Raw genomic sequence first — 23,623 nt, forward strand, 5'->3', positions numbered from 1 at the left:
TTTGAGGAACCCGCACCATGCGCATGAGCACCAGCATGATGTACCAGCAGAACATGACCGGCATTACCGGTAATCAGTCGTTGTTTATGAAGGCGGCAGAACAGCTTTCCACCGGCAAAAAAGTCAGTAACCCGTCCGACGATCCGCTGGCGGCGTCGCAGGCGGTGATGCTGGCCCAGTCCCAGTCGGAAAACACCCAATATGCGCTGGCGCGCACCTTTGCCCGCCAGAGCGTGTCGATGGAAGAGACGGTGCTGGCCGGAGCGACCAGCACCATTTCGGACATGAAAGCACTGATCGTCAATGCCGGCGGCACCAAAAGCGACAACGACCGCGATTCGCTGGCTACCCAGTTGCAGGGGCTGAAAGACCAATTGCTTAACCAGGCCAACAGTACCGACGGCAATGGCCGCTTTATGTTCGGCGGTTTTGAGAATGACAAGCCGCCGTTTGCGAACAACAGCGGTTCGGTCAGCTATGTGGGTGGCAATACGCCGGTCGAGCAGAAAGTGGATGCCAATCGCATCATGACGGTCGGCCATACCGGCGATACGGTATTCATGTCGTTGACCAGCAACCCCAAGCCGGAGCCGGACGGCAGCGCATCGGTGTCCAACGTGTTCGAAAGCATCGATATCGCGCTGAAAGCGTTGAAAACCCCGCTCGACGGGGCGGACGATGCCACCAAACAGCAAGTGAACGACGCGATGGCCAAGGCCAATCGCGGGCTGGACAACTCCTATAACAAGGTGCTCAGCGTGCGCGCCGAGTTGGGCAACCAACTGCAGGAAATGGATACGCTGGACAGTATTGGCAAGGATCGCGACATGATCAACCAAACGCAAATGAGTGCGCTGGTGGATGCCGATCTGACCGAGTCGATTTCCAGCTACTTCATGCAGCAGGCGGCCTTGCAGGCATCCTACAAAACCTTCGGTGATATGCAGGGTATGTCGCTGTTCCAGATGAATCGATAATTCCCGTCGATACCCGTCGTCTTTCAAGCTGCAGCGTTGTTGGCTGCACGCATGCACTCCAGTCACTGACTTGAGTAAGCTCCTGGAGATGCACGCGTTTGCCGCCTGGCTGTGCTGTACAGGGATGGACGAATGCCGCGAGCGCATGGATGCGCCAGAGCGGCCAACTCGAAATCCATAGGGTAATAACAAACACTCGTCGTGGATATATGGCGGGTACCTGGTTGGGTGTGCTTAGAGGACGTTATCGCTGTAACACAGCAGTGGGGAACTCTTGAAACCGGGCGCACTGTTTGGCACGTCACTCTTTCTCCCATAACAGGCTTGAGTGACGGGCCTTTTTTTCTCCGCCATTCTCTTTCTATTTACGCTAATCGTTAGCGGAAGGGCACGCCGCGATCGCGGCCAGAGTCTTTATTGCATTGACCGCCTATATTGATAAAGGCGGCAGTAGCCATAATGTCTATTGCTGTGCCGGCACCACCGATAAGTTGCATTTCTGCTTTGGTCATTTCCTTTAGCATGAGCACTGTCCTTTTGGTAATTATTTATCGTGTCTGTTTTACGGCTGCTTTGAGTTACTGCTTTGCATTAATAACCAGCGTATAGGTCGATAAAGATATTCTGTCATTTTTATCGAACCGTATAACGTGAACATATAGATAAAAGCGTTGCTCAACTCCACTGGCATGGTAAATAGTCCCCATGACAGTCCCTGAGTTTTCAATGTACTTGTCATCAGTAAGACGCTGACGATGCCGATTATCAAGCCTTCAATCGTCAATTTTATTTTCATGTGCATACCAACTTTTCATGTGAAATATGATTACCTTTGTTTGGTATTAAAATAACATACTTCCGTTTTATTGTTTTTTCAAGAGTGTTTTTTTTGAGGTTAATTGTGTGTTTATATAAACATTTCTAGTAATAAAGCAGGGCATGCAATTATATAATGAACGTTGTGTCGGCATTGGAATATAGGGGAATTAACCAGGGGGGCGTCGATTGTGCATTTGGATGCTGGCAGAGTAACAGGCTGCTGGTTCGATGTAACGCGCAGCGGCGTTATGGATATCGTACGCGAAAAGCAGCGTGAGGATATTACTCTGCCAGATTATAAATAAAAGCCTTATTTCTTTTTCTTTTCCACTTGCCATTCGCCGCCATTCGCCGCCATTCGACGTTTCGTTAAAAACCACTCTAAAACGGTTGCTGGTCCAGTGGGTCATGCCAAATAAACGTCTTGCCTTGCGGTTGGTTTTAGCCTTAATCATGATATCACTCCTGTCGTTATCAGAGGTCAACGCTTCGCCCTGCAGCCGGCAGCCAAGCCGGGCGCATGTTTTTATGACGTGCCGGTCCTGCACGTAATTAATAAATACGTGGGTTAATCATTCAGTGGTTTAATAACTCGCCCTATTGGATTTTTATAACCTTTTCTCAAAAAGTGAATTGTCGATTATATTCTGTCGATGGGGCTATTCTAGGTCGGGTATTTTTTTATTCAAGTCGTGGCGGACATTTTGACCTTAATCTGGATAAAAGGGCTTTATCACGTTTTTGTCCCGGTAAAGCCGGTTTATTGCCATTTTGTCTTGTGGCGGGCGGGCGGGGGGGTGTGGGTAGCCGGTGGGGATTCAGAAAGTCATGCCGCCGATAACGCCTGCCAACTGGTCGAAAAATTCGCCGAACAGGTGTTCGCAGAACGGCGCCAGCATTGGCATCATCATGCCGATGGTCATAATGCCGATGGTCATGGTGACCGGGAAGCCGATAACGAACACCGACAGCTGCGGCGTCATGCGGTTGAGCAGGCCGAGCGCCATGTTCAGCGTCAGCAGCAGGCAGATCAGCGGCAGCGCCAGCATCATGCCGTTGATAAAAATCAGCGAACCTACCTGGGTCAATACCAGAAAACCGTTACCGTTCAGCGGGGCGGGCTGGATCGGTAGGGTGTGGAAGCTGTCGGCCAGCAGGGAAATCAGCCACAAGTGGCCGTCAAAGCTCAAAAACAGCAACATCGCCAGCAGATTGAGCAGCCGCGCCAGCACCGGCGTGTTCGGTCCGCCGCTGGGGTCGAAGAAGGTGGCGAACGACAGGCCCATCTGCATGCCGATCACTTCGCCGGCCAGGCGTATCGCCGCAAAGGCGAACTGCATGGTCAGCCCGAGCGCCACGCCAATCAGGATTTGCTGGGCTGCCAGCCACAAACCGGCGGCGGAGAAAATGGGAACGGCGCTGGTGGGTAGCCCGGGGGCGATCAGGATGACAATCAGCCCGCCGAGGCCGATTTTCACCTTTTTGCCGATTTGTTTTTCGCTGAATACCGGCGCGGTGCTGATCAGCGCCAGAATGCGCAGCAGAGGCCAGAAATAGTGGCTAAGCCAGATGCCGAACTGTGCGCTGTCAACGGTGAGCATGGCTAACCAATCAGATTCGGCAGGTTGCTGAACAGCGTGCGCATATAATCCAGCAACAGGTTCAGCATCCACGGCCCGGCAACCACGATAGTGGCGACCACCGCCAGAATTTTGGGAATGAACGACAACGTCATTTCGTTGATCTGGGTGGCGGCCTGCAGCAGGCTGACCACCAGGCCGCTGACCAGCGCGGCGAGCAGCAGCGGGGCGGACAGCGCCAGCGCCACTTTCATCGCCTCGGTGCCCAGCGCCATGACCGATTCGGGTGTCATTGTGAGTTCCTCAGTGGCTGCGTGGCGGCCACCTGAATAAATTTACGAATAAAAACTCTGCGCCAGCGAGCCGAGCAGCAATTGCCAGCCGTCCACCAACACAAACAGCATCAGTTTGAACGGCAGTGAAATGGTGGCGGGCGGCACCATCATCATCCCCAGCGCCATCAACACGCTGGCGACCACCAGATCGATAATCAGAAACGGAATAAATACCGTGAAGCCGATTTGGAACGCGGTTTTCAGTTCGCTGGTGACGTAAGCCGGCAGCAGAATGCGCATCGGCACCGCTTCCGGTCCGGCCAGCGGCGGCTGGTTGGCGAGCCTGGCGTACAATGCCAGATCGGTTTCACGCGTCTGACGCAGCATAAACTCGCGCAGCGGTTGGGAACCTTTATCCAGGGCTGCGTCCAGGCTGATTTTGTCCTGACTGAACGGCAGATAGGCGTCCTGATAGACCTTGTCGAAGACCGGCGACATGATGAAAAAGGTCAGGAACAGCGCCAGACCGAGCATCACCTGATTCGGCGGTGCCGAGGGGGTGCCGAGCGCGTTGCGCAGCAACCCGAGCACGATGATGATGCGGGTGAAACTGGTCATCATCAGCAGCATGGCGGGCAGGAAGCTGAGCGACGTCAGCAGCACCAGCGTCTGTACCGGCAGCGACCAGCTTTGGCCGCCGTTGGCCAGCGGCTGGCTGATCAGGCCGGGCAACTGTGCCAATGCCGCCGGGCTGACAAGCAGCAGGGTGGCAGCCAGCCAGGGCATATTCTTCCCGCTTCGATAAAGCGGGGCGACACAATGAGCGATGGGTTTCATGCCGATTTTTCCGGACGTTTCAGAACTTTTTGCATCAGTTGGCGAAAGTCAGCCGGCGCGGCGTCGGCTGCTTCGCTATCCCGCGCTGGAGCCGGCAGCGTATGCAGCGGGGTGATTTGTTGCGCGGTCACGCCCAGCACCAGCAGGGTGTTATCCACTTCAATCACCACCACCCGCTCACGCTGCCCGACCTGGCAACTGGCGCGCAGGTTGAGCAGTTTGCTGTTGCGCGCCTGGGGGGCAAACCCCAGGCGGCGGAACAGCCAGCCGGCCAGCAGGATCAGCAGCAGAATGCCGCCCAGCGCGGTGCTGACTTGCGTCAACACCGAGCCGGCCGGCAGTGCCGGTGCCGCGGGTTGCAGTGTGCCCTGGCCGGGCACGGCGGTACCTGGGTTCATCAGCGGCTCAGACGGCGCATGCGTTCGGATGGGGTGATGATGTCGGTGATGCGTACGCCGAACTTGTCGGCCACCACCACCACTTCGCCCTGGGCGATCAGATAGCCGTTGATCAGAATGTCCAGCGGTTCACCCGCCAGCCCGTCCAACGCCACCACCGATCCCTGCGACAGGCGCAGCAGCTCTTTGATGGTCATTTTGGTGCGGCCCAATTCCACGGTCAGCTTGACCGGGATATCCAGGATCAGATCGATATCCTGCAGGCTGCCGACGGCATCCTGTGCCTCCAGCGACTTGAATACCGCGTCGGTTGCGGACGTTTTTTCGGTCGCTTGCTGTTCGTTAAACGCATCAGCCCACAGATCGTCCACGGATTCCTTTCCTTCGCCAGACGGTTGCTTAGGATCACTCATTTGGGCTGTTCCTCACTCAGAGCATTCAAAATAGGGTTAATCAAATGTTCAACACGCAGGGCGTACTGCCCGTTTAACGTGCCATATTGGCTGGTCAGAACCGGTACGCCGTCCACGTGGGCGATCAGGCGTTCCGGTTTATCGATCGGTAATACGTCACCCGGCTGCAGCTTCAGGATTTTTGACAGCCGCATCGGGATATCGACGAAGTTGGCAATCAGTTCCAGTTCGGAATGTTGCACCTGCTTCACCAGCGTTTCACGCCACTGGCTGTCTTCCTGCCGCGAGTTTTCCAGCGGCGGGTTGGTCAGCAGTTCGCGCAGCGGTTCGATCATCGCGAACGGAATACAGATGTTGAATTCACCGCTCAGCGCACCGATTTCCACCTGGAACGGGGTGGTGACCACGATGTCGTTCGGCGAGGTGGTGATATTGGTGAATTTCACCTGCATTTCGGCGCGCACGTATTCCACATTGATCTTGTAAATCGCGCTCCAGGCGTCGCCATAGGCATCCAGCGCCAGGCGCAGCATGCGTTTGATCACCCGCTGTTCGGTTGGCGTGAACTCGCGGCCTTCCACTTTGGTCGGAAAACGGCCGTCGCCGCCGAACAGGTTATCGACGGCGATAAACACCAGGCTCGGCGCGAACACGAACAGCGCGGTGCCGCGCAACGGGTTCAGGTGCACCAGGTTGAGGTTGGTGGGCACCGGCAGGTTGCGGGCGAATTCGTGATACGGCTGGATCCTGATCGGGCCGACGGTGATGTCCGGGCTGCGTCGCAGCAGGTTGAACAACCCCATACGGAACTGCCGGGCAAAACGTTCATTGATGATTTCCAGCGCGTGCAGCCGTTCGCGCACCACTCGGCGCTGGGTGGTCGGATCGTACGGCTTGACCTCGCTCTCGTTGCTGACCACCGCTTCGGGTTCATCCCCCGCGCTGTCGCCGTTGAGCAAGGCGTCGATCTCTGCCTGTGAAAGAATGCTGTCGCCCATAGTGATTACCGCAATATGAAGGCGGTGAACAGCACGTCGCTGACCACCTGCTTCGGTTGTCCCTTAACCAGCGGCGGGCTAAGCACGTCCTTAATCTGCGCCACCAGTTGCTGTTTCCCTTGTTCACTGCTCAGTTGGCCCACTTCCTGACGGGAGAGCAGCATCAACAGGCGGCTGCGTACTTCCGGTAGAAAATCGTTCAACTGGCGGCGGGTGTTTTCGTCCGGTAAGCGCAACGTCAGGCCGATATACAACACGCGATCGGGGTTGTTATCCGGCGTAACCAGATTGACGGTAAAAGTATCCAACGGCATAAACACCGGCGCAGCCGGCGGCAGTGCTTTGGCGGCGGGTTGAGCGCCGTCTTTGTGTTGTTTCAGTTGCCACCAGCTGTAGCCTGCCGCGCCGCAGGCGAGGACGGTAATCAACACCAGCAGGATGACCAAGAGGGGGCGTTTCGGTGCTGCCGGTAGGGTGTTTTGAGACATAGCTAAATCAAATTCCTGTAGTGACACCCGAGAGTCTACGAACCGCTGCCGGGCATAGCGCGCGCAAAAGCCTCACGCATGACATGTAAAGGTATTATCGCGCCTATTCCGGTGTGCAATAGCCAGAATAGGCGGGGAAAAACGTGCCAGCTTGAACGTTTGCCGCCGCTCAGGCGAAAATATCAACGCCGCTGACGGCGCGGGCCATCGCCTGCAATTGTGCCGGGGCGATGAGGGTTTCGGCGGCCAGATCGCTCTCGCCGTGGCTATCGCGGTAGGCCGGTCGGCCCCGATCGTCCGCCGTCTGCTGCTGTGGCTGTTGCCACTGCGGCGTGGGCTCGCCGCCAACGCTGCTTTGCCCCAGATTGATGCCGCTTTCCGCCAGGGCATGGCGCAGTTGCGGCATGGCGGCTTCCACCGCGGCGCGCACCTGGCCGTGCGCTGAAGCGATGTGCAACTGCGCCTGGCTATCGTCCAGTTTGAGGGTGATTTGCAGCGCACCCAGCTCCTGCGGATGCAGGCGCAGTTCGGCGCTTTGCTGACCGTTGCGATGGAACATCAGTACCTGCTGATTCAGCGCCTGTTGCCACTCCGGGCTGCCAAGCTGGGCGTTCAATTGCGGTGTCGGCGGGGCGGTGACCAGGGAGGCGTTCGGCGTTGTCGCCACGACCGGGCTGGCGACCGGCGGCACCATCAGGTGGTTGACCGGTGCCTGAGGCTGGGTATCGGCGCTGAATTTTAGCGGCGCTGCATCCGGTTGGTCATGGGGGGCCGCGGTTGGCTGCGGGCCGTCGGTGCGCGCGTCAAGGTTCAGCGGTTTTTCGCTCACTGGCGACGTGGCTTTTGCGGGCTGCGTCATCGGGAAGCCTGCGGCATTGGGCTGTTGATTCAGCGCGGCGCTCAGCAGGGCGGCAGGGTGCGCCGGGTCCTGTTCGCCTTCAAGGTTTGGGCCCGTTGCGGCCGCGCTCGGCGCGGCAGGGCTAACGGCCAGCGGCAGCATGGCGAACAGCGCCTGCAGCGTGGCGGCGTCTATTTCACCGACGGGGCGCAAGACGGCATCCGGTTTTTTATCCTGCGTCTTGTCATCGCCGCCCGCCGCGACTGGCGGCTGGGTGTCGCTTAACAAGGCGGGCGCCAGCAGCCCATCGCGTTCACTGAAGGCGGCGAGCAGTGGGTTTAGCGGGTTGCGGCTCAGCGCCGGCGTGTTGTCATCTTCTGCGCTCAGTAGCGCCGGCGGCAGCTTGCCCTCATCTTTGTCGGCCGGCAGCGTACGTGCGCCGAGCAGCAGGGCAAAGGCCGAGGACAGCTGCGAGTCATCCATCGACAACTGCGCGTCCGGCAGCACGCCGGCATCGCCAGGCGCTATGCTGCCCGGCAAGGCATTCAGGTTCATGGGTGTAGATTCCTTTGTGAACTGCGTTGAGCGAACTCATCCATCAGTTTTTGATCCCGTTTGTTCTCCACCTGCCGTTCTGCGCTTTGGGCGCGGGTATGCAGAGTGTCGAAGGCGTTCAGCCGCTGCTGTTTGTCCTGCCACTGTTTCATTGCGTGGTCTACCTTCTGGCCCCACTGCATCAGTTGTCGGCGGTGCTGATCGATGGCCTGCTCCAGCGTGCCGATAAACTGCTGGTAGTTTTGCCAGTGTGAAGAGTCCATGCCGTCACTCAACTGGTGATTCAGCTTCTGGCGGTACTCGTCTTGATAATTGAGCAGCATGGAAAGCTGTTGCTCGGCCGCCTGTTGCGCTTTGCGCACCTGGCCCAACTGTTGCGTAGCCTGTTCCACCGCATCCTGAGCCAGATCGCGCAGGGTAATCAGAGGTGACTGTGGTTTCATCGGGTTCAGCCTTTTGTGACGTTAAACGATCAACTGCTGTAACTGTTGGCAGGCGTCGTCGTAACCGCTGCGTTCAAAAATGCCCTGCTGCAGATAGGCTTCCATCTGCGGGTACAGCGTCATGGCCTTATCCAGCAGCGGATCGCTGCCTGCTACGTAGGCGCCGACGCTGATCAGATCGCGGTTACGCTGATAACTGGCCAGCATCTGTTTGAAATTGCGCACCCGGCGGTAGTGTTCTTCGTCGATAAGCGAGGTCATGGCGCGGCTGATAGAGGCTTCGATGTCGATCGCCGGGTAATGGCCTGCCTCCGCCAGCCGACGCGACAGCACCACGTGGCCATCGAGGATGGCGCGCGCCGAGTCGGCTATCGGATCTTGCTGGTCATCGCCTTCGGTCAGTACGGTATAAAACGCGGTGATCGACCCGCCGCCGCTGATGCCGTTGCCCGCGCGCTCCACCAGCGCCGGCAGTTTGGCGAACACCGAGGGCGGATACCCTTTGGTGGCCGGCGGCTCGCCGATAGCCAGCGCGATTTCACGTTGCGCCATGGCGTAGCGGGTGAGCGAGTCCATAATCAACAGCACGTGCTGACCGCGATCGCGAAAGTCTTCGGCGATGCGTGTGGCGTAGGCGGCGCCCTGCATACGCAACAGCGGCGAGACGTCCGCCGGGGCGGCGATCACCACCGAGCGCGCTCGGCCTTCGGTGCCGAGGATATTCTCGATAAAATCTTTGACCTCGCGGCCGCGTTCGCCGATCAGACCGACGACAATCACATCGGCCTGGGTGTAACGCGCCATCATGCCTAACAAGACGCTTTTACCGACGCCGGAGCCGGCAAACAGCCCCATGCGCTGGCCGCGCCCGACGGTCAGCAAGCCGTTGATGGTGCGTACGCCGACGTCCAGCACCTGTTCGATCGGCGTACGTTGCAGCGGGTTGAACGGGGCGGTGATCAACGGCGCGCGATAGCCGGTCTCCGGCGCGGGCAGGCCGTCGAGCGGTTTGGCGCTGCCGTCCAGCACCCGGCCCAGCAGCGCCGGGCCGAGCGGCAGTTGCTTGCCGGCGCTTTGCCCTTCCGGCGCAACGCGGGCGTAAACCCGTGCGCCGGGCACGATGCCTTCCACTTCTTCCAGCGGCATCAGGAACAGCCGCTGGCCGTTAAAACCGACCACTTCGCTTTCCACTTCCTGTACCTCACCGCCATTGTGACGTTCGATCAGGCAGGTGGCGCCGATCGGCAATTGCAAGCCGGTGGCTTCCAGTACCAACCCGGTGGCGCGTGTCAGGCGGCCGTAGCGGCGAACCGTAGGCGTGCAAGCGATGCGTTTTTCCAGCGTATCCAGCGAGGACAGCCAGCGGCCAAGGCGAGCGGTCATTACACGTCTCCCGGCGCAGCCAGGCGGCAGAGTTCGTGCCAGCGCGTCGCCAGGCTGGCATCGAGATCGCCTTCTTCGGCGCTGACCTTGCAGCCGCCGGGGTGCAATTGACCGTCCGCCAACAGCCGCCAGCCGTGCAGGCTGAGCGTGGCACCCAGTTGCTGTTCGATACGCTGATAGTCGTCCGGGTGCACGCGCAACTGCGGCTTGCCGCTGAACATCGGCTCTTGCTGGATCAACTGCTGGATCTGCGCCAGCAGGGCGGTACCGTCGCATACCGGCGGTTGACCTAGCACCTGTTTGGCGGCGGTCAGCGCCAACTGCATCAAACGCGAAGCGATCACGCTGTCGAGCGCATCGAGCGTGTGCTGAAACTCGGTGATCAGTTGCTGCCAGTGTGCAGTCAGCGGCTGTTGTTGCTGCTGCGCCTCCAGCAAACCCTGCTGGCGACCTTCTTCCATACCGGCCTGGAGACCCGCTTCATAGCCTTTTTGCTGGCCGTCGGCATAGCCCAGCTGTTGGCCTTGCTGCTCCGCTTGCAGGCGCAACTGGAGCAACTGCTGTTGCCGATCGGCGCTGTCGTCCGGCGACAGGGCGTCCGTTTCAATGGGCAGCAAAGGCTCGATCGGCGGTTTGGGTTCCAGCAGATCGTTGAGCGACCAGGGTTGCCACGGCAGGGTGTTAATGCGATCAGACATAGGTGTCCTCGCCACCGCCGATAATCATTTCGCCGCTCTCCGCCAATCGGCGCACAACCAGCAGGATGGCTTTCTGTTCGTTCTCAACCTGCGACATGCGCATCGGGCCACGGTTGGCCAGATCGTCGCGCAGAATGTCGGCGGCGCGTTGCGACATGTTTTTGAGGAACTTCTCGCGCAACGGCTGTTCCGCGCCTTTGAGCGCAACCAGCAGCGATTCGCCTTCCACTTCCTGCAACAGGCGCTGGATGCTGCGATCGTCGACTTCCACCAGATTTTCGAACAGGAACATCTCGTCGATGATCTTCTGCGCCAGCTCGCCGTCGTATTCGCGCATGGCGTCGATAACGGCTTCTTCCTGCTGGGTTTTCATCAGGTTGATAATCTCGGCTGCGGTGCGTACGCCGCCCATCTTGCTGCGCTTGAGGTTCTGGCCGTCGAGCAGGTTGTTCAGCACCTCGGTCAGTTCCGCCAACGCCGCCGGTTGCACACCGCCGAAGGTGGCGATGCGCAGCATCACGTCGTTACGCAGGCGTTCGTCGAACAGTGCCAGAATATCCGCCGCCTGGCCGCGCTTCAGATGGACCAGAATGGTAGCGATGATTTGCGGATGTTCGTCGCGGATCAGATCGGCGGCGCTCATCGGCTCCATAAAGTTGAGGGTTTCCATGCCGGTGGTGGTCTCGCGCGATTCGAGAATGTCCTCCAACAGGCTGGAGGCACGCTCTTCACCCAGGGCTTTGACCAACACCGAGCGCAGGTAGTCGCTGGCATTGACGCTCAGCGCCGCGTACTGTTCGGCATCGTCTTCGAACTCGCGCAGGACTTCGCCCAGCTGTTTGTGCGAGACCTGGCTCATGCTGGCCATGGTGCCGCTGAGCTGCTGCACTTCACGCGAGGAGAGGTGTTTGAACACCTCGGCGGCGCGGTCTTCACCCAAGGTCATCAGCAGGATGGCGCTTTTTTCGGTTCCGGTCAGACTCATAATTCGTTACTCATCCATTGGCGGATTACCAGAGCGACCACGCGCGGGTCTTTATCAGCCAGATCGCGGATCCGCTGGCTCTGGACTTCTGCACTGACGCGCTGCTGCGATTTTCTGTGCTGCGCCAGCTCCTCATTGCTCGGTTTATTGTTGTCAGCCGGCTTGGTCATAGGTGCGTTGGCGGCGGCGAGCGCGGCCTGTTGCACCGCCTGACGGTTTTGCAGTTGCGGGCGCACCAGCTTGCGCCACAGCAGCCAGGCCGCCAGCAAGACCAGCAGATAGCGACCGGCATCGAACAGACGATCGATAAAGTTCTGGGTTTGCCAGAACGGCAGTTCGCCACCGGTAACTTCGGTATCGGTAAACGGCGTATTGACCACGTTCAGGGTATCGCCGCGGCTGCTGGAGAAGCCCATGGATTCACGCACCAGCGATTCGATCTGCGCCAGTTGCTCTTTGCTCATCGGCAAGGGTTTGCCGTCTTTATCGACGCCGCGATAGTTGACCACCACTGCCACCGACAGCCGCTGTACCGTCCCGGCCTTCTGCTGAGTGTGGCGGATGGTGCGATCGACCTCATAGTTGGTGGTTTCATCGCGACGGGTATTCTGTGGCCCGCTGCCGTTGGCCGCAGTGCTGCGGGTGGCGGTGGCGTTAGGTTTGGCGCCAGTGGCGTTATTGCCGGCAGCAGCGTTGGCTTTGGCGGTTTCTATCGGCGCAGTCGCCGGCGCGCTAGGCTGATTGGAGAGCGCACCCGGCACGCCGCCGACCTGCGGCCCGCCAAGCTGTTCGCTCTGGCTCATTTGCTGAGAGCGCACGGCGGCCTGATTCGGCAGTTGGTTCGGTTGGTATTCTTCGTCGGTTTGCTCGCGGGTGGCAAAATCGATCTGCGCGGTGACCTGGGCGCGCACGTTGGCATTGCCGACCATCGGCGCCAGAATCGCTTCGATGCGGCGTTGGTAGCGGTTTTCCACTTCGTTGGCGTATTTCAACTGCGCCGCGTTCAGATCGCGACCGGCGCCGTCAGACTGGGTCAGCAGGCGACCGGCCTGATCGACCACCGTGACGTTGCCCGGCGGCAATCCGGCCACGCTGCTCGAGACCATATAAACGATAGCGTTGATCTGGCCGTCATCCAGCGCTCGGCCGGGTTGCAGCGTCAGGGTGACGGAGGCGGAAGGGGACTTCTGTTCGCGGACAAACAGCGAAGGCTTGGGCAGCGCCAGATGCACCCGGGCGTTTTGTACCGGCCCCAGCGACTCGATGGTGCGGGACAGTTCGCCTTCCAGCGCACGCTGATAGTTGATCTGCTCGCTAAACTGGCTGATGCCGAATTTTTCCTGATCCAGCAATTCGAAGCCCACCGCACCGCCTTTCGGCAATCCCTGCTGCGCCAGACGCAGGCGGGTTTCATGGACCTTATCGGCCGGTATCATCAACGCAGCACCGTTTTCGGCAAACCGATAAGGGATATTCATCTGCGTCAATTGGGTAACGATGGCACCGCCGTCGCGATCGTTAAGATTGCTGTACAGCACGCGGTAATCCGGGCTTTTCGCCCATAACAGCAACGCGACCACAATGGCGATTGCCGCAGAAGCGGCGATCAGCAGTGGGATTTTCGGGTTGGCGCGCAGACGGTCCCACAGGGCTTGCAGGCCATTTTCGCGGCTTTCGGTGGCGGTTATTGAAGCACTCATTTTATCCCGTGTCCTTCAATGTCGCTCAGTATCCGGTGCAAGCCACGGCGTAGCTCCCTGCCAGGCTGATGAACGGTGTGGTTAGCGTTGTGTGGTGACAAAACAGACTCCCTGATACACATATCTTCTAAATAGCGGCGCTCCCATTTCTGGGCGTGCCATTATTTGCCCTTAAGGGCGATTTCGATGGCTCGATAAGCCGGGTTTTTTGCAGTTAATTAACCGCTTTAGGATAAAAATGCTGTGGTAGGCTCCTCAGCATCAAAGTAGTGCCTGATGAAAACGCATCCGGCAGCAGAGTCTTTATTGAGGTCACAATGGCAATTCAGGGGATTGAAGGGGTATTGCAGCAATTGCAGGCCACGGCGATTCAGGCGGGGCAGATTGACCAGGGTTCAGCGACGCAGGGCGTCAGCTTTGCCGGCGAGTTGAAAGCGGCTATCGGCAAGATCAGCGAGACCCAGCAGGCGGCGCGCAAACAGGCGCAAGACTTCGAACTGGGCGCACCGGGCATCAGCCTGAACGACGTGATGGTCGATCTGCAAAAATCGTCCATCTCGCTGCAAATGGGCGTGCAGGTGCGCAATAAGCTGGTTTCCGCTTATCAGGAAGTGATGAATATGGCGGTGTGATTGGTTGAGTTCTTTGAAATCAATCGCCTGAGTAAACGCATAAAAAACATGCTTTGTCTCAAATTACTGAACTTATTGCTGGATTATAATTGTGCGAGTTTAAGACATTTTAATTATCAGGTAATAAAAATGAGCAGCAAAAGTGAGAGCAGATGGCGATTTTTCAGTGTGTTAATATTGATCGTTTTAGTTGGATTGATCACGGTATTAATTAAACAAAGTTAAATAGTCATTGGCCACTACGCGTGGCCCTGCTGATTTATTTCCCCGCCAGCATCCGCATAGCGTCTTCTTCGTACAGCAGACCCATAAGCCACAGGCCGACAAGCAACACGGCAAGGGAAAGCAGCAATTTTTCGTTGAGCACTGTTGATTCACCTCTGGCGGTATTAAGGTTTGCCGATGCTATCGCAGCTGACCATTTTCCGCTAACGCCGGGTGCATAAACGGTGAGTTCATTGTGCAATGATTTAATTTGCAGGATGGACATCACTCCGGGTCCTCCATCAGGCTGAGGCGATAGGGCTGGATCGCGCCGGGCTCCATGATCCGCTGGTGCCCGCGAATGGCCGTTGGCGCAAAACCGAAACGTTTGCGGAAACGCTCGGCAAACCGCGAAGAACTTTCATACCCGACGTGTTGAGAGATGGCGGATATAGGCCAATCGGTAGATTGCAGCAGCGTCAGCGCGCTGCTCATGCGCACGTCGATCATTAAATTGCGCAACGCGGTGTTTTCTAGAGAAAGTTTGCGCCTCAGCACGACTTCGCTCATCGACAGACTTTCCGCCACTTTGGCCGCCGTCCAGATGTTATGCGGGTCGGTCGCCAGGCAGCGGCGCACCCGCTGCGTTAAATTCCTCGCCTCGTTATGAATAAAGCTGATGTTGAATTGCTTTAGCCAGAGCAGGATTTCCAACATCTTGTGGCGGATGATGATGGGAGGGAAACGCTGTTTAAGCGCCAGCGCCAGGCTGGTGGTCTCAAAGCTGTGCATCAGTGCGCAGGGAAGGTTGCGTAAGGCCAACACCGCGTCGAACGGGGCCGGTGGGGCGGTTTCATCGGGAGTTTGCTGTATGTGGAACAATAGCGGATCGCAGATAAGCAATTGACAACTGAATACGCCTTCATCGGAGAGGCCATTAATAATATCCACGGTTTGCCCCCCGTCGATAATCAACAGTTCTCCCGCATGGGCCACCACTTCATGCTGTTGCCAGCGCACGCGTTTGTGGCCTTGCTGTACCAGATACAGATGGGGTTGCTCAAAATAAACTGAAGGGAATAATAATTCAGTATGCTGAATGATGTGCGCAGAGGCACCAATCCCGGGACAAAGATTAATTGTACGTTCCATCGATATTCATTTCGCAGCCATTATCTGGGAATATCTTTACGCTTTGATGGGCGTCGGAGCAACATTTTTCCATGCGTTGTGAAACACAACGACGTGTTTTATCTATCAAAAATCAATTTCCTGCTGAACAGAAAACGTCCGTGTCGGAGTGATATTTATCCGTATCCTAGGGGCGCTGCATGCCACGCCCGCGTTAGCAGGGGCGAATATATTCGCCCCTATGGAGCCTGGGTGATAAATATGATAGGCATGAGTAATTCAAATATCATGGATTAATATCCTGAATTAATCGGGTGTAAATAGCGTATGGTGCTATTTATCCATAAAATGTCGTTATTATAACTGGCTCACCTGATTTGCGGTTCCCCTAATAGCAGGGCGCGATCGTGAAACTGACCGTAGGTGCTGTTGACCACGCTTTGGCGCGTCGATTGGCCAATCAATTCTTTCAACTGGTCCATGCGGCGTTGCAACAGGCGTTTCAGCTCGTTTTCGTTGTCCAGGATCTGCTGCAGCTTATTGCGCAACAATTCCTGCAACGCCATTGATGGTCCCGCTTTGCCGGTAAAATCGGCGGTTTTCTCTACCGCCTGAACGTAGGCCAGTTCCAGCTCAACCAGGTCTTCCCATCTTTCCGTTTGCGCCAGCGCGAGCATTTGGCTGCTCAGGGCATAAATTTGCTGATACGCGGCTAGCAGTTGCTGTTGACGTTCCATTATACGGCGTCCTGAGAAGGGTGATAATTGGGACCAATCTGGCGCCAGGCGTCAGCAATATTTTCCAGCAGCTTGACCACTTCGGCGATCGCCGCTTCGTCGTTATGCAGATTGGCCTGCATCAGGCGCCGTTTCATATAGTCATACAGCGCAGCCAGATTATCGGCCATCTCGCCACCTTGATCGTGGTCGAGGCCGTTTTTCAGGCCGTTATCAATAATGTTGATGGCTTTTGATATGGCCAGCCCTTTGCCGGCGATATCACCCTGATTCATCAGAATGCGTGCGCGTAACAGGGCGCTGAGCGCCCCGTCGAAAAGCATCACGATTAACTGGTGCGGGCTGGCACTCATTACGCCACTTTCCAAACTGACCTGGGCGTAGGCCTTAGTTCCGCTACGGTTATACATGCGATTTATTACCTGGTTAAAAAGTTCTTATTTGGATGAGAACTGCTGGTTTAAATAATTACTGGTGCCATTAAGTTTGGACATCATGGTATCGAGTTGAACAAACTGTTGTTTATAGCGGTCGATGGTGCTCTGAATACTTTCTGTCACGCGGGTAATTTGCGTATTCAGGCGATCGAGATTGGTGTTGATACTCTTGGTCGCATTCTCGAGCACGCCGCCGGCTTTAATATAATTTTGAATTTCATTGTGGATTTCGGTCGCCATGCCGGTATCCGTGCCATTGCCGGCAAAGAAATTCGCCACCTGGGCGGGTTTCTCATCGATGGCTTTTTTCAGTTTCTCGTTATCGAGCTCGAGTTTGCCGGTTTTAACATTGGTGGTGATCCCCAGATTGCCCAGCCCCTTCAGCTCCGGGTTATCCTGCGCCGCGCTGAGCGCGCTTTTGATTGAGGATTGAATACCGCGCAGGGTGTTGTCGCCCAGCAGTGCGCCGTTTTTCGCCGACTGCTCTTCGCCGCTTTTCACTGGGGTAAACTTGGACAGCGAATTAAAGGTGTCCAGCAGAGAGTTGTAGCTGTCGACCCAGCTTTTGATTTTATCGGCGGAGCCGGTTTTATCGTTGCTGATCACCAGGTTTTGCGGTTCATCGACCTTGGTCTTGGTTTTCAGATCGAGAGTCACGCCTTGCAGGGCATCGGCAATGGTGTTGGTGCTGCGTTGGATCTCCGTGCCGTTAACCTTGATTTTGGCATCCTGCGCGGGAACCGTCTGCTTCATGGCACCGCTGGGGATGCTGGAGTCGTAGCTCAGAATGTCGTTCAGCGCATCGTCATTATTGACCTTGATCGACATCTTGTTGCTTTCGCCGGTGGCCGAGGAGCTTAACGCCAACTGATACTTGTTATCGCCAACGCGCATGATGCTGGCGTTGACGCCCGCTTTCGCGCTGTTGATCGCATCGCGCATTTCCAGCAGCGAGGTTTGATCGTCATTCAAAGGGATATTAACGGTTTTGGCCGGGTTACCCTGGGTGATGCTGATGGTGCGGCCGCTGGCGCCGGAGGTACCGAGTTCGGCGGCCTGATCGCTAATGGTTGCCTGAGTCGTCAGCGTCTGGGACTGCGCCAACTGTTCGACTTCGACCACATAGTTGCCCGGTACCGCTTTGGCATTGGTGGTAATGGTGAACTGATCGTGGGTGCTGGCGGTGGTGTTATTAAAGAAATCAGGTTTGGCCAGATCTTTGCTCAGGGTATCAAACTTCTCCAGCGAGCCTTTCAGGGTGCCGTAAGCGGTCAGTTTTGCGTTGTAGCTGGTCTGCTGGGTGGTGTAGGGCGTCAGACGTTGCTGCTCCGCTTTGGTCAGCTTGTCCAGCAAGCCGTTGAGGTCGAGTCCTGAGCCGATGCCTAATGAACTGATCGATGCCATTCGTAATTCTCCTTAATAATGACTTTATTCGCTTTACGCGTTTATCGGCCCAGTGGAGAAAAAGTTTACTGAAAAAATAAAAAACCGATGGCGCAATAGAAGAAGGAAAAACAGCGTTATTTATGCCATTGCCCGAAAGCGAAAAAAAAATAAAAAATTTCTAAAGGTTGCAGGGGGAGGGCCGATACCTGATGGGACGGTGGTTGACGCCGTGGGCAACGAAGCCCGAACCTTTTAACCGTGATGCGAATATCGCAACTGATTCGTAAGGAAAGCATACAATGGCACAAGTAATTAACACCAACAGCCTGTCGCTGATGGCGCAGAACAACCTGAACAAATCCCAATCCACTCTGGGCACTGCGATCGAGCGTTTGTCTTCCGGTCTGCGTATCAACAGCGCGAAGGATGATGCTGCGGGTCAGGCGATCTCTAACCGTTTCACCGCTAACATCAAAGGCCTGACTCAGGCTTCCCGTAACGCTAACGACGGTATCTCTTTGGCGCAGACCACCGAAGGCGCACTGAACGAAGTCAACGACAACCTGCAAAACATCCGTCGTCTGACCGTACAGTCCCAGAACGGTTCCAACTCTTCCAGCGACCTGCAGTCAATCCAGGACGAAATCACCCAGCGTATGTCCGAGATCAACCGTATCTCTGCGCAAACCGATTTCAACGGCGTGAAAGTGCTGAGCGGCGACCAGAAACTGACCATCCAGGTGGGCGCCAACGATAACGAAACTATCGATATCGACCTGAAAAACATCAACTCTTCTACTCTGGGCCTGGACAAGTTCAGCGTTGCGACCTCTATCGATCCTACCAAAGTGGGTGGCGCGGCGACGACTGTACCAAACGGCAAAGATATCGCCATCACCAACACCACCAACAAGCAGGCTAACGGTGCAGCACCAGCCAGCTTTATCAAAGATGACGCAACCGGCGACGTTTATGCGGTAGGTACCGATGGTAAGAACTACCTGGCCACCGTTGACAAAACTTCAGGTGACATCACTGCGATCGCAGCGACTGACACCACCGGTTTGACCGGCACCAGCGCTACTACTACCGTTAAGCAGGAAGTGACTGCAACCGGCGCTGACGCGGCTAACCTGAAGTCTTATGACAGCGGCAAATCTTACGTTATCCAGGAAGGCACTGGCGCAAATGCCAAATACTTCAAAGCTAACGTAGACTCTGCGGGTAAAGTCAGCAAAGGCGCAGAAATGAGCACCACGCCGACCACTGAGGATCCGTTGTCTGTATTGGACAAAGCGCTGTCACAGGTTGACTCACTGCGTTCTTCTCTGGGTGCGGTACAGAACCGTTTCGATTCTGTTATCAACAACCTGAACAGCACCGTGAACAACCTGTCCGCTTCTCAGTCCCGTATTCAGGATGCCGACTACGCGACCGAAGTGTCCAACATGAGCCGTGCCAACATCCTGCAACAGGCAGGCACCTCCGTTCTGGCACAGGCTAACCAGTCTACCCAGAACGTGTTGACCCTGCTGCGTTAATCGATTCTCCGCGATTAACCTGTCGTAAAGAACCCCGCTTCGGCGGGGTTTTTTTATGGTGCGCGCCCAGAAGTTAATGCATGGCGCAAATAAAGCCTATTTTGTGCGACTGTTCAGCCGATTGGCATTTTGCCCCCTACGGATAATAGCGCTGACTCTCTTATCCGCAGGTTTTAGACATAGTGAGCGATCTGTATACCGCCGAAGGCGTGATGGACAAAAATTCTCTCTGGCTGCGCTATGTTCCGTTAGTGCGCCACGAGGCGTTGCGCCTGCAAGTCAGGCTGCCCGCCAGCGTGGAGCTCGACGATCTGCTGCAGGCCGGGGGAATCGGGTTGTTGAACGCCGTTGAGCGTTATGACGCCCTGCAGGGAACCGCCTTTACCACGTATGCGGTGCAGCGCATTCGCGGCGCAATGCTCGATGAGCTGCGCAGCCGCGACTGGGTGCCGCGCAGCGTGCGTCGGCATGCGCGTGAAGTGGCACAGGTGATGCGGCAACTGGAACAGCGGCTCGGCCGCCCGGCCAGTGAAGTGGAGGTCGCGCAGACGCTGAATATCCCGCTGGATGAGTACCGTCAAATACTGTTGGACACCAATAACAGCCAGCTTTTCTCCTACGACGAATGGCGCGAAGAGCATGGCGAAAGCGCAGAGCCGCTGCTGGAAGGGCACGAAGAGGCCAACCCGCTGCATCATCTGCTGGAGGGCAACCTCCGCCAGCGGGTGATCGACGCTATCGACGCGTTGCCGGAGCGCGAAAAAATGGTGCTGACGCTGTATTACCAGGAAGAGTTGAACCTGAAAGAGATCGGCGCCGTGCTGGACGTGGGGGAATCGCGCGTCAGCCAACTGCACAGTCAGGCGATCAAGCGGCTGCGCGCCCGTCTGGCGGCCGAAAATTGAGGCGAATCAACGCTTACCCTTCAACCTGATTACCGTTGCGATAACCGGACTGCCTTATGCCAGGAATATTATTGAAAAAACGGCCGCTGAGCCGTTATTTGAAAGATTACAAACACAGCCAAACCCATTGCTCCCAGTGCGGTAAGTTATTGGATCGCATGGCGTTGGTGTTCCGAGGCAAGATCATTAACAAAGATGCCATTGCGCGCATGGACCAGCCGATTGACGATAACGTCTGGCTGAATGTGCAAAATGAGCTGACCGCGCTATGCCGTTTTTGCAGTGAGATTTCCTGCAACAGCCATCCGAGCTATTTCGATATCATGGCGTTCAAACAGTATCTGTTTGAGCAGACCGAGATGAGCCACAGCACTATCCGCGAATACGTGGTGCGTCTGCGTCGGCTGGACGAAATGCTGGTGGCGCGCAACTATCCGGCGGACAAGTTCGCCAGCAGCAATAACCATCAGCGCATTATCGAAGACTTGCCCAGCGCCGCACACAATAATTACCGCATTGCTTTGCGTAAATACGACCAATATATCGCCTGGCAGAAGAGTTACTGATCCCGTCTCCCCGGCGCGCCGGCCGGGGGTTCACCGCTTTGCGTCTCATCAAAAAGAGTGATTATTCGGCCCACATCTGATAAATCTATACTTTGGATGTTGATACCTGTTCCCTGGGGGACGTTGTGAATCTGCAACAGCAATTGGCGCAATTCCCGCGCCTGGATTTAGTCGGCTCTGCCACACCGCTCGAAAAACTGTCTCGCCTTTCAGACTACCTTGGCCGTGAAATTTACATCAAACGTGACGACGTCACGCCGATGGCGATGGGCGGCAACAAACTGAGAAAACTGGAGTATCTTGCTGCCGAGGCCCTGCGACAGGGCGCGGACACGCTGGTGACCGCCGGTGCCATCCAATCCAATCACGTACGCCAAACTGCGGCGGTAGCGGCAAAACTCGGCCTGCACTGCGTGGCGTTGCTGGAAAACCCGATCGACACCCAAGCGGAAAACTACCTCACCAACGGCAACCGTCTGCTGCTCGGGCTGTTCAACGCCGAAGTGGTGATGTGCGAAGCGTTGCACGATCCGCAGCAGCAATTGGCCGATCTGGCGACGCGTCTCGAAGGGCAGGGTTTCCGGCCTTATGTGGTGCCGGTGGGCGGCTCCAATGCGTTGGGCGCGTTGGGTTACGTGCAGTGCGCGCTGGAAATCGCCGAGCAGAGCCGGCGTAGCGGCGTCGCTTTCAGTTCGGTGCTGGTGGCTTCCGGCAGTGCCGGTACGCATGCCGGGCTGGCGGTCGGCCTTCAGCAACTGCTGCCGGAGACTGAACTGATTGGCGTTACGGTTTCGCGTAAAGTGATCGACCAATTGCCCAAGGTTGAGCTGATTCAAAAAGCGCTGGCCTGCTCGTTAGGCATCGACACTCTGGCGCCGATCAAGCTGTGGGACGAGTATTTTGCGCCGCAGTATGGCATGCCCAACGAAGAGGGTACCGCGGCGGTGCAGTTGCTGGCGCAGCAGGAAGGCGTGTTGCTGGATCCTGTCTATACCGGCAAAGCGATGGCCGGCCTGATCGACGGCATTGCCCAGCAGCGTTTTTGCGACGATGGCCCGATACTGTTCATTCACACCGGCGGTGCGCCGGCGCTGTTTGCCTACCATCCGCAGGTGTGACGGCAGCTTGTTATTCCATTTTGAACTATATTTATAATGTTATATTCCTTTGTGCGGCCAATCGCACTGGTAAAGTGCTGATATCAAAAAGATAAACAACAGATGGGGTGTTTATGATCTTTTCCAAAGTTCGTCGTCAATTGCTGTTGGGCGTGATGACCGTTGCGCTGACCGCCGGTTTAAGCGCACAAACCTATGCCGCCGACAATCTGCTCCAGCAGGTCAAGCAGCGCGGCACTCTGATTGTCGGGCTGGAAGGCACCTATCCGCCATTCAGCTTCCAGGGCGAAGACGGTAACCTGACCGGTTTCGAAGTGGATTTCGCCAACGCGCTGGCACAGCACATCGGCGTGAAGGCCAAGCTGAACCCGACCAAATGGGACGGTATGCTGGCATCGCTGGAGTCGAAACGCATCGACGTGGTGATCAATCAGGTGACGATCTCCGACGAGCGCAAGAAGAAATATGATTTCTCAACGCCTTATACCGTGTCCGGTATTCAGGCGTTGGTGAAGAAGGGCAACGAAGGCACCATTGCCAAGCCGGAAGATCTGAAGGGTAAAAAGGTCGGCGTTGGCCTGGGTACCAACTACGAGCAATGGCTGCGTGAAAACGTGCAGGGCGTTGACGTACGTACCTATGATGACGACCCGACCAAATACCAGGATCTGCGCATTGGCCGTATCAACGCCATTCTGGTTGACCGTTTGGCGGCGTTGGATCTGGTGAAGAAAACCGGCGATACGCTGGCGGTTGCCGGCCCGGCGTTCTCTCGTCAGGAGTCCGGCGTCGCGGTGCGTAAAAACAACCCGGAACTGTTGGCAGCGATTGACCAGGCGATTGCCGAGATGCAAAAAGACGGTACGCTGGCGAAGATCTCCGAGAAATGGTTTGGCGCGGACGTAACTAAATAATGCACGAAAGTATTCAACTGGCGCTGGATTCAGCGCCATTTTTATTGAAGGGCGCGATACTTACCCTCCAGCTTAGTCTGGGGGGGATGGCGCTCGGTTTACTGCTTGGTTTTCTGTTGGCGCTGATGCGCCTTTCGCCATTATGGCCGCTGTCGTGGCTGTCGCGTATTTATGTGTCGCTGTTTCGCGGCACGCCATTAATCGCTCAGTTGTTCATGATTTATTACGGCCTGCCGCAGTTCGGCATCGAATTTGATCCCTTCCCGGCGGCGCTGATTGGCCTGTCGCTTAACACCGCAGCCTATACCTCGGAAACGCTGCGTGCGGCGATTTCGTCGATTGAAAAAGGGCAGTGGGAAGCCGCAGCCAGCATTGGCATGACGCGCTGGCAAACCTTGCGCCGGGTGATCCTGCCGCAGGCGGCGCGCACCGCCTTACCGCCGCTGGGCAACAGTTTCATCGGCCTGGTGAAAGACACCTCGTTGGCGGCGACCATTCAGGTGCCTGAGCTGTTCCGTCAGGCGCAGTTGATCACCTCGCGTACGCTGGAAGTGTTTACCCTGTATCTGGCGGCATCGTTGATTTACTGGGTGATGGCGACCCTGCTTTCGGCACTGCAAAATCGTCTGGAAGCCCACGTTAACCGCCAGGATCAGGAGTAACGC

The 23,623-nt window shown here is 56.6% G+C and carries 28 protein-coding genes; 8 read left to right on the forward strand and 20 right to left on the reverse strand.

The window, feature by feature from the left end; all coding sequences use genetic code 11:
• The first annotated feature begins 17 nt into the window (after nt 1-17).
• Complete coding sequence (gene flgL, locus ACUTSW_RS00930; RefSeq protein WP_062871185.1) at nt 18-977, forward strand: flagellar hook-associated protein FlgL; 960 nt, start codon at nt 18-20, stop codon at nt 975-977.
• A 377-nt stretch (nt 978-1,354) separates the two neighbouring features.
• Here the strand turns inward: flgL and ACUTSW_RS00935 are convergent, their stop codons facing one another.
• The 15 genes from ACUTSW_RS00935 to fliF form a co-directional block, all read right to left on the reverse strand.
• A complete protein-coding gene (locus tag ACUTSW_RS00935; protein WP_445583454.1) occupies nt 1,355-1,501 on the reverse strand; it encodes a hypothetical protein in 147 nt (48 codons plus the stop codon).
• Nucleotides 1,502-1,963: 462 nt separating this feature from the next.
• Nucleotides 1,964-2,251 carry a stationary-phase-induced ribosome-associated protein gene (gene sra / locus ACUTSW_RS00940; RefSeq protein ID WP_445583455.1) on the reverse strand — a complete coding sequence of 96 codons (288 nt, stop codon included), beginning with the start codon at nt 2,249-2,251 and terminating at the stop codon, nt 1,964-1,966.
• 363 nt (nt 2,252-2,614) lie between these two features.
• Complete coding sequence (gene fliR, locus ACUTSW_RS00945; protein WP_445583456.1) at nt 2,615-3,397, reverse strand: flagellar biosynthetic protein FliR; 783 nt, start codon at nt 3,395-3,397, stop codon at nt 2,615-2,617.
• A 2-nt stretch (nt 3,398-3,399) separates the two neighbouring features.
• Nucleotides 3,400-3,669, reverse strand: coding sequence for a flagellar biosynthesis protein FliQ (gene fliQ / locus ACUTSW_RS00950; RefSeq protein ID WP_004946069.1), 270 nt, complete (start codon nt 3,667-3,669; stop codon nt 3,400-3,402).
• Between the two features lie 42 nt (nt 3,670-3,711).
• On the reverse strand, nt 3,712-4,437 hold the full coding sequence (gene fliP / locus ACUTSW_RS00955; protein ID WP_062871182.1) for a flagellar type III secretion system pore protein FliP: 726 nt from the start codon (nt 4,435-4,437) through the stop codon (nt 3,712-3,714).
• Nucleotides 4,438-4,484: 47 nt separating this feature from the next.
• Nucleotides 4,485-4,886, reverse strand: coding sequence for a flagellar biosynthetic protein FliO (gene fliO / locus ACUTSW_RS00960; protein WP_004946063.1), 402 nt, complete (start codon nt 4,884-4,886; stop codon nt 4,485-4,487).
• Complete coding sequence (gene fliN, locus ACUTSW_RS00965; RefSeq protein WP_004946060.1) at nt 4,886-5,299, reverse strand: flagellar motor switch protein FliN; 414 nt, start codon at nt 5,297-5,299, stop codon at nt 4,886-4,888. Before fliN ends, fliO begins: the two co-directional genes overlap by 1 nt.
• Entirely contained in the window at nt 5,296-6,297 is a 1,002-nt protein-coding gene (fliM, locus tag ACUTSW_RS00970) for a flagellar motor switch protein FliM (RefSeq protein WP_004946056.1), read from the reverse strand. The genes fliN and fliM overlap by 4 nt, the downstream gene beginning before the upstream one ends.
• Before the next feature lie 5 nt (nt 6,298-6,302).
• On the reverse strand, nt 6,303-6,785 hold the full coding sequence (gene fliL, locus ACUTSW_RS00975; RefSeq protein WP_004946053.1) for a flagellar basal body-associated protein FliL: 483 nt from the start codon (nt 6,783-6,785) through the stop codon (nt 6,303-6,305).
• Nucleotides 6,786-6,954: 169 nt separating this feature from the next.
• Nucleotides 6,955-8,178: a flagellar hook-length control protein FliK gene (locus ACUTSW_RS00980; protein WP_445583457.1), complete on the reverse strand. Its 1,224-nt coding sequence runs from the start codon at nt 8,176-8,178 to the stop codon at nt 6,955-6,957.
• Nucleotides 8,175-8,621 (reverse strand): flagellar export protein FliJ, encoded by a 447-nt coding sequence (gene fliJ / locus ACUTSW_RS00985; RefSeq protein WP_006326110.1) that lies wholly within the window; start codon nt 8,619-8,621, stop codon nt 8,175-8,177. Before fliJ ends, ACUTSW_RS00980 begins: the two co-directional genes overlap by 4 nt.
• A gap of 21 nt (nt 8,622-8,642) precedes the next feature.
• Nucleotides 8,643-10,004 carry a flagellar protein export ATPase FliI gene (fliI, locus tag ACUTSW_RS00990; protein ID WP_062871179.1) on the reverse strand — a complete coding sequence of 454 codons (1,362 nt, stop codon included), beginning with the start codon at nt 10,002-10,004 and terminating at the stop codon, nt 8,643-8,645.
• On the reverse strand, nt 10,004-10,702 hold the full coding sequence (gene fliH / locus ACUTSW_RS00995; protein ID WP_062871178.1) for a flagellar assembly protein FliH: 699 nt from the start codon (nt 10,700-10,702) through the stop codon (nt 10,004-10,006). The genes fliI and fliH overlap by 1 nt, the downstream gene beginning before the upstream one ends.
• On the reverse strand, nt 10,695-11,687 hold the full coding sequence (gene fliG / locus ACUTSW_RS01000) for a flagellar motor switch protein FliG (protein ID WP_241922118.1): 993 nt from the start codon (nt 11,685-11,687) through the stop codon (nt 10,695-10,697). Before fliG ends, fliH begins: the two co-directional genes overlap by 8 nt.
• Nucleotides 11,684-13,387 (reverse strand): flagellar basal-body MS-ring/collar protein FliF, encoded by a 1,704-nt coding sequence (gene fliF, locus ACUTSW_RS01005; protein ID WP_445583458.1) that lies wholly within the window; start codon nt 13,385-13,387, stop codon nt 11,684-11,686. Before fliF ends, fliG begins: the two co-directional genes overlap by 4 nt.
• A 317-nt stretch (nt 13,388-13,704) precedes the next feature.
• On the opposite strand from fliF, the gene fliE reads away from it, so the two are divergent.
• Nucleotides 13,705-14,019, forward strand: coding sequence for a flagellar hook-basal body complex protein FliE (gene fliE / locus ACUTSW_RS01010; RefSeq protein ID WP_445583459.1), 315 nt, complete (start codon nt 13,705-13,707; stop codon nt 14,017-14,019).
• 259 nt (nt 14,020-14,278) lie between these two features.
• Here the strand turns inward: fliE and ACUTSW_RS01015 are convergent, their stop codons facing one another.
• The 5 genes from ACUTSW_RS01015 to fliD form a co-directional block, all read right to left on the reverse strand.
• Entirely contained in the window at nt 14,279-14,509 is a 231-nt protein-coding gene (locus tag ACUTSW_RS01015; RefSeq protein ID WP_445583460.1) for a hypothetical protein, read from the reverse strand.
• Complete coding sequence (locus ACUTSW_RS01020; protein WP_445583461.1) at nt 14,509-15,375, reverse strand: helix-turn-helix transcriptional regulator; 867 nt, start codon at nt 15,373-15,375, stop codon at nt 14,509-14,511. The genes ACUTSW_RS01015 and ACUTSW_RS01020 overlap by 1 nt, the downstream gene beginning before the upstream one ends.
• Nucleotides 15,376-15,722: 347 nt before the next feature.
• Nucleotides 15,723-16,091, reverse strand: coding sequence for a flagella biosynthesis regulatory protein FliT (gene fliT, locus ACUTSW_RS01025; RefSeq protein WP_006326098.1), 369 nt, complete (start codon nt 16,089-16,091; stop codon nt 15,723-15,725).
• Nucleotides 16,091-16,501 (reverse strand): flagellar export chaperone FliS, encoded by a 411-nt coding sequence (gene fliS / locus ACUTSW_RS01030; RefSeq protein ID WP_004945956.1) that lies wholly within the window; start codon nt 16,499-16,501, stop codon nt 16,091-16,093. The genes fliT and fliS overlap by 1 nt, the downstream gene beginning before the upstream one ends.
• Nucleotides 16,502-16,528: 27 nt before the next feature.
• Complete coding sequence (gene fliD / locus ACUTSW_RS01035; protein WP_445583462.1) at nt 16,529-17,932, reverse strand: flagellar filament capping protein FliD; 1,404 nt, start codon at nt 17,930-17,932, stop codon at nt 16,529-16,531.
• 281 nt (nt 17,933-18,213) lie between these two features.
• Between fliD and ACUTSW_RS01040 the strand changes: the two genes are divergently transcribed.
• The 6 genes from ACUTSW_RS01040 to tcyL all read left to right on the forward strand — a co-directional run bounded on the left by ACUTSW_RS01040 (nt 18,214) and on the right by tcyL (nt 23,620).
• Nucleotides 18,214-19,455 carry a FliC/FljB family flagellin gene (locus ACUTSW_RS01040; protein ID WP_445583463.1) on the forward strand — a complete coding sequence of 414 codons (1,242 nt, stop codon included), beginning with the start codon at nt 18,214-18,216 and terminating at the stop codon, nt 19,453-19,455.
• A gap of 182 nt (nt 19,456-19,637) precedes the next feature.
• Nucleotides 19,638-20,360, forward strand: coding sequence for an RNA polymerase sigma factor FliA (locus ACUTSW_RS01045; protein WP_004945948.1), 723 nt, complete (start codon nt 19,638-19,640; stop codon nt 20,358-20,360).
• A gap of 56 nt (nt 20,361-20,416) precedes the next feature.
• A complete protein-coding gene (gene fliZ / locus ACUTSW_RS01050; protein WP_004945946.1) occupies nt 20,417-20,926 on the forward strand; it encodes a flagella biosynthesis regulatory protein FliZ in 510 nt (169 codons plus the stop codon).
• A gap of 125 nt (nt 20,927-21,051) precedes the next feature.
• Nucleotides 21,052-22,044 (forward strand): D-cysteine desulfhydrase, encoded by a 993-nt coding sequence (locus tag ACUTSW_RS01055; RefSeq protein WP_004945944.1) that lies wholly within the window; start codon nt 21,052-21,054, stop codon nt 22,042-22,044.
• 113 nt (nt 22,045-22,157) lie between these two features.
• The gene (gene tcyJ, locus ACUTSW_RS01060) at nt 22,158-22,958 is read left to right on the forward strand and encodes a cystine ABC transporter substrate-binding protein (protein ID WP_006326095.1); all 801 of its coding nucleotides are present in this window, start codon (nt 22,158-22,160) and stop codon (nt 22,956-22,958) included.
• Nucleotides 22,958-23,620, forward strand: a complete 663-nt coding sequence (tcyL, locus tag ACUTSW_RS01065) for a cystine ABC transporter permease (RefSeq protein ID WP_006321381.1) — start codon at nt 22,958-22,960, stop codon at nt 23,618-23,620. Before tcyJ ends, tcyL begins: the two co-directional genes overlap by 1 nt.
• The last annotated feature ends 3 nt before the right edge of the window (nt 23,621-23,623 follow it).

It is taken from the genome of Serratia sp. TSA_198.1, from assembly GCF_052686505.1.